Origin of the sequence: Pantoea sp. ME81 (assembly GCF_903970985.1) — a bacterium.
Taxonomy (GTDB): domain Bacteria; phylum Pseudomonadota; class Gammaproteobacteria; order Enterobacterales; family Enterobacteriaceae; genus Pantoea; species Pantoea communis.
The window spans coordinates 15,280-28,043 of sequence record NZ_CAJCKS010000064.1; the positions used below are offsets into that span (position 1 = coordinate 15,280).

Annotated in this window: 11 protein-coding genes, 1 pseudogene and 1 other annotated feature; of the genes and pseudogenes, 2 read left to right on the forward strand and 10 right to left on the reverse strand. The window is 53.8% G+C overall.

Features of this window, described 5'->3' with window-relative positions; genetic code table 11:
• Positions 1–2: 2 nt before the first annotated feature.
• The 9 genes from tssL to H7A81_RS13555 form a co-directional block, all read right to left on the reverse strand.
• Entirely contained in the window at positions 3–665 is a 663-nt protein-coding gene (gene tssL, locus H7A81_RS13515) for a type VI secretion system protein TssL, short form (protein WP_166933990.1), read from the reverse strand.
• Positions 662–2,011 carry a type VI secretion system baseplate subunit TssK gene (gene tssK, locus H7A81_RS13520; RefSeq protein ID WP_166933988.1) on the reverse strand — a complete coding sequence of 450 codons (1,350 nt, stop codon included), beginning with the start codon at positions 2,009–2,011 and terminating at the stop codon, positions 662–664. The genes tssL and tssK overlap by 4 nt, the downstream gene beginning before the upstream one ends.
• A gap of 14 nt (positions 2,012–2,025) precedes the next feature.
• Entirely contained in the window at positions 2,026–3,558 is a 1,533-nt protein-coding gene (gene tssC, locus H7A81_RS13525) for a type VI secretion system contractile sheath large subunit (RefSeq protein WP_166933986.1), read from the reverse strand.
• A 27-nt stretch (positions 3,559–3,585) separates the two neighbouring features.
• A complete protein-coding gene (gene tssB, locus H7A81_RS13530) occupies positions 3,586–4,080 on the reverse strand; it encodes a type VI secretion system contractile sheath small subunit (RefSeq protein ID WP_182057762.1) in 495 nt (164 codons plus the stop codon).
• A 770-nt stretch (positions 4,081–4,850) separates the two neighbouring features.
• Complete coding sequence (gene thrC / locus H7A81_RS13535; protein WP_182057763.1) at positions 4,851–6,137, reverse strand: threonine synthase; 1,287 nt, start codon at positions 6,135–6,137, stop codon at positions 4,851–4,853.
• A gap of 3 nt (positions 6,138–6,140) precedes the next feature.
• Complete coding sequence (gene thrB, locus H7A81_RS13540; RefSeq protein ID WP_045815960.1) at positions 6,141–7,070, reverse strand: homoserine kinase; 930 nt, start codon at positions 7,068–7,070, stop codon at positions 6,141–6,143.
• Positions 7,071–7,072: 2 nt separating this feature from the next.
• Entirely contained in the window at positions 7,073–9,535 is a 2,463-nt protein-coding gene (gene thrA, locus H7A81_RS13545) for a bifunctional aspartate kinase/homoserine dehydrogenase I (RefSeq protein ID WP_160869754.1), read from the reverse strand.
• A gap of 26 nt (positions 9,536–9,561) precedes the next feature.
• Positions 9,562–9,684: a sequence feature (Thr leader region), on the reverse strand.
• Positions 9,620–9,691, reverse strand: coding sequence for a thr operon leader peptide (gene thrL, locus H7A81_RS27540; protein WP_128601299.1), 72 nt, complete (start codon positions 9,689–9,691; stop codon positions 9,620–9,622). (Overlaps the previous feature by 65 nt.)
• Positions 9,692–9,893: 202 nt before the next feature.
• Complete coding sequence (locus tag H7A81_RS13555) at positions 9,894–10,583, reverse strand: tRNA/rRNA methyltransferase (RefSeq protein ID WP_038649173.1); 690 nt, start codon at positions 10,581–10,583, stop codon at positions 9,894–9,896.
• Between the two features lie 609 nt (positions 10,584–11,192).
• Between H7A81_RS13555 and arcA the strand changes: the two genes are divergently transcribed.
• Entirely contained in the window at positions 11,193–11,909 is a 717-nt protein-coding gene (gene arcA / locus H7A81_RS13560) for a two-component system response regulator ArcA (RefSeq protein WP_034826183.1), read from the forward strand.
• A gap of 48 nt (positions 11,910–11,957) precedes the next feature.
• On the opposite strand, the gene creA is transcribed toward arcA, so the two are convergent.
• Entirely contained in the window at positions 11,958–12,431 is a 474-nt protein-coding gene (creA, locus tag H7A81_RS13565) for a protein CreA (RefSeq protein WP_034826184.1), read from the reverse strand.
• A gap of 194 nt (positions 12,432–12,625) precedes the next feature.
• On the opposite strand from creA, the pseudogene H7A81_RS13570 reads away from it, so the two are divergent.
• Positions 12,626–12,764, forward strand: a pseudogene (locus H7A81_RS13570) (MDR efflux pump AcrAB transcriptional activator RobA); the annotation flags it as partial.

The window sequence follows — 12,764 nt, forward strand, 5'->3', positions numbered from 1 at the left end:
CCTTAGCCCTGTGATTCCTGTAACCAGTCACTCAATGACTGTTGAAGCTGGTAATGCAGGCCAAACCACACCACGGCAACGATGACCACCGCGCTCGCGGCCCAGAACCATAGCGAACGGCCACGCCACAGTCCGGAAGAACGGCGGCCAACGTGGACGAGGATCGGGGTCTCTTCTGCTACATCAAACGGCGGCACTCGCGCAGCAAGTTCGGCGATCAGCGCCTGACGCTCCTGCTGCGGCTGATTCCGATAGCGCCCCTGGAAGCCGAGCATTAGCACGCGATGGAAGCAGCTCAGCACCAGTGGGTTTGGCGCGGGCTGCGCCAGCACCTGCCGCATACGCTGATAGAGCAGCTCGCCACCTTGCAGCGTATTAAAGAAACGCGCCTGCAGTGGTGTCCGCATCCAAAAGGCATAGCCGTTGTCGTTTAGCGGGCGATTGAGCACCGTCTCATCCAGCAGCACACATTGCGCGTAGGCAATATGGTCGCTGTCTTCGCTGGCAATCCCCTGCCCGGCCAGACGCTGGCGTGTCTGTTCAACCAGTTCAACGCCGCGCTGATAGAGCGCTTCGCCCTCTTCCGCCACATCGCCGTTACGCAGGGCAACCACCAGCAGCCAGCTGTCGCGCAGCAGTTCATCAATAGAGAGTGGTTGTTTCATGAGCGCAGCACCGCATAGAGTTCTAATTTAACGCCCGGCAGCACGCCCGGAACGTAAATGGCACAACTGCCGGCCGTGAGCATCGCGACCGCAGAGGGATGCGCCAGATCCAGCGCAAAGTATTGATTCTCCAGTCGCAGTGGAATCGCTGCTGGCACGTGGCTCAGCGGAATGAGCGGCACGCCGTTCAGTGCGCCATTGATGATGTTGTTCACTTCATCTGGCGTACCGATCTTGCACAGCGGCGGGAACTGGCTCTGCAGCTGATGCGCAGGCAAGTCGGAACGCACGGAGAGGTAGAAATCAGCCTCTTCACGCAGGCGACTATCGGTCAACTGGGCGCGCCACTGATTCTCACGCACCAACTCCAGCTCCACGGCCACCACGCGGGATGGCAGGCTCGCTTCCAGCAGCGTGCTGATCAGGGTAAACAGCGGGGGAAAGACTTCGGCTGGCCTGGCGTGGTCATAACGCGGGATGGCATCCATGTCGTGCTCCAGCGAAAAGGTCAGCATGCTGCCCGCCAGCTTGACCAGTTCGCGATAAACCAGTTCAGGATGGATCATCGGTGAGGCTTCAAAATCCACCAGTACCGGTTCGTAGGTGTTGAGGGCATTCAACAGCCAGAACAGGGAAACATCCGCCACGGCAAAATCAGCCATGCGCTGATTATTCTCGCGGCGCATGCCCATCAAGCGCATGCGTTTGGCACGCAATTGCGCAACGCGCAGACTCAGTTGATCCTGCAATAGCTCACTGCCACCAAACGCCAGCAGTGGCGGGATAAACGAGTTGTCGATCTGCCATCCGTTCTGGCCATCACGCTGCAAGCGCACCAGCGGACAGGTGAAGTATTCGTCATTGTTATCGATGTCAAAACGCAGCGAGAGCGCGTAACGCTCAACGGCAATCGACTCTTGCTCATTGCCGAACACATCCTGCACCGATACCCACTCCTGCTGGTAACGCAGCGGGCGCTCGGAAGCTTGCGTACCGGTCTGGCAGTTGCCGCCATTAGCGTGTTCCAGTGGCAGCGCCAGCAGCACCGTGACCTGATTGCAGTCCGCGGGAATCGCCCGCTGCAGATCCACCGCCGCAGGCAGCGAATCGGCACGATCGCTGTCAATCAGGGTGCCATCCTGCAAGCGCACCGCCAGATGTTGTGCATTCAGGCGATTGACGCGCAGCGCCTCCCCATCGAAGCGCGCATTCAGCACGCCCCACGGGTGTGTCAGACTCAACTGTGCAATGCACTGGTTGGTGAGCGCTTCCCAGCGCGCCTGTTGCTGGAACTGATGTGGCGCAAGGAATGCGCCTTCAATCCACAGCGGGCGTGAAACCTTCATTGTTGCTCCCTGAACTACGCTTTCGCCTTCGGCATTTGAGAAACCAGCGACAGGTTGACATCCAATCCTTCAACCTGGAAATGCGGTACTGCATACAGCTTGACGCGGAAGAAACCGGGGTTATCTTCGATGTCTTCCACCGTCACACGGGCTTCACGCAGCGGATGCGAGGCTTGCAGATCGTCCGAGGGATCGGTCATTTCCGTGACCAGAGTGTTGATCCAGTTATTTAGCTCCAGCTCCAGCATGCGACGATCTTTGGTGGTGCCGATGTTTTCCCGTTGCAGCAACTTGAGATAGTGCGCGATGCGTGACAGCAGGAAAATGTAAGGCAGACGCGCATTGATGCGGCTGTTAGCCGTGGCTTCGTCGGTGTCATACAGCGCCGGTTTCTGTGCCGAGTTTGCTGAGAAGAAGCAGGCGTAATCGCGGTTTTTATAATACGAAAGCGGGATAAAGCCGAGGTTAGCGAACTCAAATTCGCGGGTTTCCGGAATCATCACTTCAGAAGGGATTTTCACCTGATTACCGGTGCCGAGATCGTAAAGGTGAATCGGCAAGTCCGTCACCGCGCCGCCCGCCTGTGGGCCGCGGATCTGTACGCACCAGCCATTGTTCACGAAGCTTTTCACCATGTTGGCGGCAAACGCAAAAGAGGCGTTGCTCCACAGGTAACTGTCGTGATCCGGGCCTTTGACCTCTTCGACGTAGTTGAAACTGCGCACGGGTACGGTATCCGGGCCATAAGGCAGGCGCCCTAATACGCGCGGCAGCGTCAGACCGATGTAGCGCGCATCATCGCTGTCGCGGAATGACTTCCACTTGATGTATTCCGCGCGGTCAAAGTAGTTGGCGATATCTTTGATGCCCGCCACTTCTTCCATGGTTTCTTTGCCGAAGAAGGCTGGTCCCACGGAAGCCACAAACGGCATATGCGCCGACGCCGCCACTTTGGAGATGTTACGCAACAGCGCAATATCCTGTGGGCTACGATCAAACTCGTAGTTGGCGATGGTAGAACCAATCGGTTCCCCGCCCGGTGTGTCGTACTCTTGGGTATAGGTGTGGTGATAGAAACCGCTTTGCACGATTTCTGGCGCGTCTTCAAAGTCCAGACGCAAGTCGTCTTTCGAGACATCCAGCACTTCAATCTTCACGTTCTGACGGAAGTCAGTACGGTCCACCAGGAATTTCAAACCGCGCCACGCAGACTCCACTTTCTGGAATTCTGGATGATGCATCACCGCATCCAACTGGCGGCTAATCTGATTATCCAGTTCGCTGATGTGATTATCGAGCAGCGTCTTATCCAGACGCTCGACTTTCTGCGATGACTGCTTGAGCAGATTGAGGAACACGCTGACGGCGGCGGTCACGCGCTCATCGGCAGACGTATCTGCCAACGCATCGTTATCCTGAAATGCATCAATGCCGTTCAACTGGCTGACAGGGGTGAGGTTGATCTTCTCGAAAAGCGACTGATAGACGCCACCATCCAGCGTTTCATGGCCTGGGCTGGCGGTCGCCTGAGTTTCTCGTTGTGACATAGTTAGCTCCTTGCTGATAACGGACGTTTACGCTTTCGGTGCCAATGCGGCCAGCTCTGCGCGCAGCTCATCACTGAGTGCTTCGTCTTTGAGGATATTTTCCAGCTCGCGGCGGAACGTGGCGTTATCCAACAGGTTTGACTTCAAATCGCGCAGCAGATTGCGCATCGAGAGCAGCGCACGCAATTGAGGAATTTGGCGTGCAACCTGCTCGGGTTCAAAATCAGCCATCTCTTTAAAATCCAGCTTGACTGACGCTTCAGTGCCATCAGCCGCCAGCGTATCGGCAACGGTGAGATTCACCTTCGGGTTGTACTCCGCCAGTACCTGGTTGAAGTTGTTTTTGTTAATCGAGATTTTTTCACGTTCTGAAACGGCGCGATCGTCCTGACCGTTGCTGTAATCCCCCACCACCATCAGCTTTAATGGCAATTCCACTTTTTTCTGCGCACCACCGGTGTGCAGATCCAGTTTGATATTGACGCGTGCTGCGGGTACTTCGTCCTGAAAGCTATTAGCCATGTGAATACCTAATTTTGTCTTTTGACCGAGCGCGTCCCTGACGGAATTAAGTCGCCATGTCATTGAAGAAAGAAAAAGTATCCGGCTCTACCGTTAGAGTGAGCAGGTAATGCTATGACCTAGCGGTGATAGCCGAAATCGTTGAGGGGTGAACTTTAACCAGATTGAAGGATGCTGTCTGTGGTCGGAGGAGGACGACCTGTTACAGAATGTGAAAAAAAATAAGTAACAGGTTCTCTTAATTAATTTGTCGTAGCGCCAACGATAACGAGAGATCCATTAGAAACGAAACGGTAAAAACACAAGAAATCATTTTTACATTTAGTAACATTCCAGCCAATTATGGAAAAAAACCCTTAAAAATTATATCATTGTAATATTAGCCGATATATAATCACCAGGTGTAAGCAATTTAATATTAGAATAAACATTAGGATTTATCTGCATTCCATAACAAAAAAGCGTTCTGAAGCACGCATTTAATGGCCCTGATATTAAGGCTTGCTAATCAAAATTTCACTTATGTTCTGCCGACCTGATAGTTTCTTTAGTTACTAAAAATGATTTCCGTCCTTATTTGCGCGTGTGGCTACCTGTAAATAGAGCAATAGTTAAGATTAACTAAAGCGATAATGCTAAGCCAATTTCCAGTCTGATAATGTAAATAAACATGTAACTCCGCTAATTCTCGTCGTCGTGAAGGGAAGAAATGCAAAAAAAAGCCCGCCGAAATTAATCGGCAGGCTTTTTTGCAGCAAAAGGAACGGGGATTAAGCTTTCATCAAGAACTTACGCAGTTCAGCGAAGTCTGCCGCCATATTATGCGACAGCAATGGCAGCTCAGCGCGCTCTGCCAGCTCTTTTGGCAGCGGCAATTCCTGACCCAGAATCTCGTCCACGCTCTCTTTGAACTTGGCCGGATGCGCGGTGCCGAGGAACAGGCCGAACTCGCCTTCCTGCAGGTTGTCGCGCAGCATGCGATAGGCAATCGCCGCATGCGGCTCAGAGATATAGCCAATTTCCGCCAGCTCACGCATGGTGGCTTTGGTGGTCTCATCCGATACCGCGCCAGACACCAGATCGGTCAGGCGCCAGGTTTTACGACGGAACAGCTCTTCCACGCGCGGCCAGTTGTTTGGCTGGCTGACGTCCATGGCGTTCGACAGGGTTGCCACTGTCGCATTCGGCAGCCATTCGCCCTTATCAAGGAAGCGTGGCACGGTGTCGTTGGCGTTGGTTGCTGCGATAAAGCGCTTGATCGGCAAGCCGAGGGATTTCGCCAGCAGGCCTGCGGTCAGGTCACCAAAGTTACCGCTTGGCACGGAGACCACCAATTGATTGCGCTGCTCTTGTGGCAGTTGCGCCACCGCTTCGAAGTAATAGCAAATCTGCGCCAGCAAGCGGCTGATGTTGATGGAGTTAGCCGAGTTCAGGCCAATCGCTTTCTTCAGCGCTTCATCATCAAACGCCTGCTTCACCAGCGCCTGGCAGGCATCGAAATCGCCTTCCACCGCGATGGTTTCAATGTTGCCGCCCAGCGTACAGAACAGCTTTTCCTGCAGCGGGCTGATTTTGCCCTGCGGATAGAGGATAACGACGCGCACGTTTTCCATGCCGTAGAAGGCATGTGCCACGGCGGCGCCGGTGTCACCTGAAGTCGCGGTCAGAATGGTGATCTGCTCATCAGCGCCTGACACATAAGAGAGCATCTGCGCCATGAAACGGCCACCGAAGTCTTTGAATGCCAGCGTGGGGCCGTGGAACAGTTCGAGGCACGCCACATCTGCACTGACTTTCGCCACCGGCGCGGGGAAGGCAAAGGCGTTTTTCACGCGCTCAGCCAGCTGGTGCGCGGCAATCTCATCGCCAATATAAGCTGAGAGAATTTTGCTGCTGCGGCTGACGAAATCCATCTCCAGCATCGCATCGATGTCGGTCAGTTCGAATTCCGGCAGTTCGAGCGGGAAGAACAGCCCTTGCTGCGAGCCGAGGCCCTGTTTAACGGCCTGAGCAAAACTAACCTGCTCGTTGTGATCCTTAAGGTTGTAGAGTTTCATGCGTTATCCCAAGTTACGTGCGCCAGCCGTATCAAGACGGCAGATATGGACGAAGCCTTCATCGTTCTGCAGATAGTGCTGGCTCAGCCAGTCTGCCATCCGCTGTGCCGTTGCCATCTCGTTGCAAACGGCGAAAAGTGTCGGGCCGGAGCCCGAAATACCACAGGCCAACGCACCGATGTCGGCAGCCGCCTGGCGCGCCTCAGCGAAGCCCGGCAGCAGTTTGGTGCGGTAAGGTTCTGCAATCACATCCTGCATCAGTTTAGCCGCCAGCAGCGGCTGGCGGGTATGACAGGCGTGAATAAAGCCCGCTAACAGACGGCCATGCTTGATGGCATCGTCTTTGCGGTACTGCGCAGGCAGAATCGCGCGTGCTTCAGCGGTTGAGACTTTAATGCCTGGATAGGCCATCACCCACAGCCAGTCATCAAAGCACGGCACATCCTGTGAGATGATACCGTTTTCTTCAATCATCAGCTGTACACCGCCGAGGAAGCAAGGCGCGACGTTATCAAAGTGCACGCTGCCGGAAATACGCCCTTCCAGCTCGCCCATCAAGGCCAGCAGTTCGGTATCGTTTAGCGGTTTGCCGCAAAACTCGTTCATCGCCATCAAACCGGCCACCACCGAGCAGGCGCTGGAACCCAGACCGGAACCGATCGGCATATTCTTTTCCAGTGTCATCGCGACAGGCACTTCTTTACCAATCGCCTGGCAGAAACGTTCCCAGCACTGATAAACGATGTTCTCTTGCGGATTGGTTGGCAGCTTGCTGACAAAGCGCCCGGTGTTCACCAGGCTGAAGCTGTCGGCCGCTTCTACCGATACGCAGTCACCCAACAGGGTGCCATCCACCGGCGAAACCGCCGCGCCCAGCACATCAAAGCCGACGCTGACGTTACCTATTGAGGCCGGTGCATAAATTTTTACCATCATCAAACTCCCAACTTCCACGACAGTGTACGCAGCAAGTCGGCAAACACGCCGGCCGCTGTGACATCATTCCCCGCGCCGTATCCACGCAGAACCAGCGGGATCGGCTGATAATAGCGGCTGTAAAACGCCAGCGCGTTCTCGCCGTTCTTCACTTTGTACAGCGGATCGTTACCGTCCACCGCATCGATTTTCACTTTGCAGACGCCGCCTTCTTCAATGGCGCCGACGAAGCGTAACACTTTACCTTCATCACGCGCTTTGGCAACGCGGGCGGCAAAAGCATCATCCAGTTCCGGCAGGCGGGCCATAAACTGCTCGACGTCAGCGATGTCGGTGAGTTCAGCTGGCAGCAGCGGCTCAATCTCGATATCGCTCAGCTCCAGTTGATGACCCGCTTCACGCGCCAGAATCAGTAGTTTACGCGCCACATCGGTACCGGAGAGGTCGTCACGCGGATCCGGTTCGGTAAAGCCCATCTCACGGGCTGTTTTGGTGGCTTCTGATAACGATACGCCTTCATCCAGTTTACCGAAGATAAAGGAGAGCGAACCGGAGAGGATACCGGAGAATTTGATCAGCTCATCACCCGCATTCAGCAAGTTTTGCAGGTTTTCGATCACCGGAAGACCAGCACCGACGTTGGTGTCGTACAGGAACTTACGGCGCGACTTGGCCGCTGCCGCACGCATCTGCTGGTAATAGTTCCAGGATGAGGTGTTGGCCTTCTTGTTAGGCGTCACCACGTGGAAGCCCTCAGCGAGGAAATCGGCATACTGATCGGCCACCGCCTGGCTGGAAGTACAGTCCACGATCACCGGGTTCAGCAGGTGATACTCCTTTACCAGACGCATCAGACGACCGAGATTGAACGGCTCTTTGGCTTCGCTCAGCGCGCCTTTCCAGTCGCTGAGATCGATGCCGTGCACATTGGTTAACAGCGCGCGAGAATTGGCGATACCGCACACGCGCAGATCGATGTGCTTCTCTTTCAGCCACGCCTGCTGACGATGCAGCTGCTCCAGCAACGCCGCGCCGACACCGCCGACACCGACAACGAACACTTCGATCACCTGATCGGTGGCGAACAGCATCTGATGCACCACGCGCACGCCAGTGGTCACTTCATCATTGCTCACCACCACCGAGATGGAACGCTCAGAGGAACCCTGCGCAATCGCCACGATATTGATGTTGGCACGCGCCAGCGCCGAGAAGAATTTGGCGGAAATGCCGCGCAAGGTGCGCATGCCATCGCCGACCACGGAAATCACCGCCAGCTGCTCCAGCACATCGAGTGGATCCAGCAGGCCATCTTTCAGCTCCAGATAGAACTCTTCTTCCAATACACGGCGCGCACGCGCCTGCTCGCTCTGCGGTACGCAGAAACTGATGCTGTATTCAGAAGAGGATTGGGTGATCAGCACCACGGAGATGCCGGTGCGCGACATCGCGGCAAACACGCGTGCTGCCATGCCGACCATGCCTTTCATACCAGGACCGGAGACGTTAAACATCGCCATATTATTCAGGTTGGTGATGCCTTTCACCGGGTTCTCATCCAACTCGCCTTCCCCACCGATTAAGGTGCCGGGTGCTTGCGGGTTGGCGGTATTTTTGATCAGACAAGGAATCTGGAACTGGGCAATCGGGGCAATGGTGCGAGGATGAAGGACTTTCGCGCCGAAGTAAGACAGTTCCATCGCTTCCTGGTAGGACATCGACTTCAGCAGTCGCGCATCCGGCACCTGGCGTGGATCGCAAGTGTAAACACCGTCTACGTCAGTCCAGATCTCGCAGCAGTCCGCACGCAAGCAGGCAGCCAGCACCGCCGCCGAGTAGTCAGAGCCATTACGGCCCAGCACCACCAGTTCGCCCTTCTCGTTACCGGCGGTAAAACCGGCCATCAGGATCATGTGATCGGCTGGGATCTGGCTGGCCGCGATGCGACGGGTTGACTCGGCGATATCCACGGTGGATTCGAGGTAGTGACCAACAGCCAGCAGTTTCTCCACCGGGTCGATCACCGTGACTTTGTGGCCGCGCGCCTGCAGCAGCGCTTCCATGATGGCGATAGAGAGCTTCTCACCACGACAGATAATGCCGGCATTCACCGCATCCGGACACTGGCCCAGCAGGCTGATGCCGTGCAGCACCTGTTTCAGCTGGGCAAATTCCAGCTCAATGCGGGTTTTCAGGCCATCGTAATCAAAGCCCGGCTGAGCCTCCGCCAGGCCCTGCAGCAGGTCGGCAAAAATCCGTTCGGCATCGCTGATATTCGTCAGTGCGTCCTGGCCGCTAATGGTTTTCTCAATCATCGCCACCAGATGATTGGTGATTTTCGCTGGCGCAGAGAGCACGGTGGCAACCTGTCCCTGTTGCGCGTTGCTTTCCAGAATATCTGCCACGCGGAGAAAACGTTCCGCATTGGCTACTGAGGTTCCGCCGAATTTCAGCACTCGCATGATTGAAGCTCTCCTGAATTTTTGCCGAAAAAAAAGCCCGCACTGTTTAGGTGCGGGCTTTTTTCTTTGTTTTTCCTGTATGCGTCAGCCCGCACCGTTACCTGTGGTAATGGTGGTGGTAATAATAATTGTGGTGTTCAGGCTGTGATTACGCATTGAGATTTTTTCTGTCTGTGTTTGTCTTGTCCGTCTGCCTTCCAGAAGTAAAGCAAAGCGCACGTTAAGTCAACGAATTTGTCTTAGCCGCCATTTTAAGGCGACTGCGCAGAGTTCGGTGTCTGCGCGTAAAACATATTAGGATCGTTCGACTGAACGCCCTGTTTCCCGATCAGTCACTATTAAAAACGATATTCACCGATTATTTATCTATAAGTTTTTTTTCTACATCATGTAGCAGACGATGCAGCATGGCGCTATCGCGCTGTTCCAGTAGGCCAATGCGCTGATCGATCCAGTCCGCCATTTTGGCATCGTCGCTCACTTCCAGTTTCACCAGCAGCTGATGGAAACGTTCGCGCAGCGCCTGCAGCTGATGTTCGTTCGCCACCTCTTTCACTTCTGCCGCGACCTGATTCAGCGCCGACAGCTGATAGCAGTACACCATCACCGCCTGTCCGAGGTTGAGTGAAGGGTAATCATTGGCCATTGGAATGCCGGTCAGCAGATCGACCTGATCCAGCTCTTCATTGGTTAAGCCACTGTCCTCACGACCAAATACCAGCGCGATTCGGCTCAGCCACTGGCGCTTCTCCTGCAGAATGGTTTCGACTTGCGCCGGCGTGGCGTAGTAGCGGAACTTCGCACGACTGCGGGCGGTGGTGGCGACCGAGAAATCGACATCGGCCAGCGCCTCACTCAGCGTGGCGTAGGTTTTAACATTATCGAGAATCTCACCGGCACCGTGCGCTACACGACGCGCAGCCGGGTCTTGCCAGGCATCGCTGGCGACAATACGCAGTTCGCTAAAACCCATGGTTTTCATGGCACGAGCGGCCGCGCCGATATTTTCCGGACGGGCGGGTGAGACAAGGATTAGGGGGAAATGCATGATTTTTCCATCGAACGGTTAACAACTCGCCCTATGTTGGCATGCAGTGGCAAAAATACCAACCGCACGGACAAGAGAAAATAAGATGTTAAGGATGTTAAAAGAGGATAAAAGCGATGGGGAGAAGATATTGTGGGATATAACTAAAATTTCCACGCTTAATTAATATAAATCTATTGTTTTTCATATTATTAAAATATTATTTCCTGCAGGTTTTAGTTTTACCGTTATGCAGCCAAAATGTAGCAAAAATGCTGCTTTTTGTGAGCTAAGCTGGCATTCCTGGAGAAGTTTTTCATAAAAGTGTTAACGTGCTACACTTGCATTTGATATAAGTCAACGAAGCGTTGTTTTTATGCTTATCGGTTGTTGTTGGTGCTGTTAGGTTGCTGTTAATACGGTTAGGATAAGCGCCAGTCCGATACCCACGGGGCACGCAAATATTCATCCTGACTGGCTGAGCTAACACTGAAGTTGACATAGATGGATGGTGTATTCCGAAGATTATTTCGTACACCGGTTGCGTAAGGCACGCTGTTTTGATGAACAGTAAACGCAGCCATCGTACGCCCTGTTTTCGATTTGTTGGCAAATTTTAGGTAGCGAAACATGCAGACCCCGCACATTCTTATCGTTGAAGACGAACTGGTCACGCGTAACACCCTCAAAAGTATTTTTGAGGCGGAAGGTTACGTGGTCTATGAAGCCACCGACGGCGCCGAGATGCATCAGGTTTTGACGGAAAATGACGTCAATCTGGTGATCATGGATATCAACCTGCCAGGCAAAAACGGTTTGCTGCTGGCACGCGAATTGCGTGAACAAGCAAACGTTGCGCTGATGTTCCTGACAGGTCGTGATAACGAAGTAGATAAAATCCTCGGCCTGGAGATTGGCGCCGATGATTACATCACTAAACCGTTTAACCCACGTGAGCTGACGATTCGTGCACGCAACCTGTTATCGCGCACCATGAATCTGGCGATGCCAAGTGAAGAACGTCGCGCGGTTGAAAGCTATCGCTTTAACGGCTGGGAGCTGGATATTAACAGCCGCTCACTGATCAGCCCGAACGGTGAACAGTATAAGCTGCCACGCAGTGAGTTCCGCGCGATGCTGCACTTCTGCGAAAACCCGGGCAAGATTCAAACCCGTGGCGATCTGCTGAAGAAGATGACGGGTCGTGAGCTGAAGCCGCATGACCGCACCGTGGATGTCACCATCCGCCGCATTCGTAAGCATTTCGAATCCACCCCGGATACGCCAGAAATCATCGCCACCATTCATGGCGAAGGGTATCGCTTCTGTGGTGAATTGCAGGATTAAGTTTGCTGCAGTAAAAGAAAAACGCCCATCAGGGCGTTTTTTTATGCCTCAATGCCACGGCATGATTGGCACCGCGCTCAGCGCATTCTTCGGCGAACCGTCCACCACTTTATCTGAGTAGCTCAGGTAAACCAGCGCATGACGTTTTTGATCATAGAAGCGCACCACCTGCAGCTTCTTAAATACCAATGAAGTGCGCTTTTGGAAGACCACTTCTCCTTGCGCCTTGCCTTGTGCGATTTTATCGCTAAGCTCTACAGGCCCAACCTGCTGGCAGGAGATGGCTGCGTCGGAAGTATCTTCCGCCAGACCTAATCCGCCCTTGATCCCACCGGTTTTCGCCCGGCTGATATAACAGGTTACATTTTTTACGTCGGGGTCGTCGAAGGCTTCCACCACGATCTTATGGTCGGGGCCAAACATCTTGAAAACCGTGTCTACCGAGCCGATTTCCTCGGCCTGAACGCCCGCGCTGAAGAGACAAGTTGCAAGCGTGATTATAAGAAAGCGAGTTATTGTCATTGAGTTACCATTGCCAATCGAATAGATGAGACTGTAATGTACTGTCAATCGAACCCGGAACCAAACCTAAACGGGTTGTAACCCGCATTGATTTAGCACAGCCGATTGACAAACCGCCCCCACGCTTTTGTGCATTTCGTGCTATTATTCGACGACTTCATAGTTGCGCCACCAGAGAGTTATGAGGATGTTTTATGGACCAAGCCGGTATCATTCGCGATTTGCTTGTCTGGCTGGAGAGCCATCTGGATCAACCCCTTTCATTAGATAACGTCGCGTTGAAAGCGGGCTACTCCAAGTGGCACTTGCAGCGTATGTTCAAGGAAGTGACAA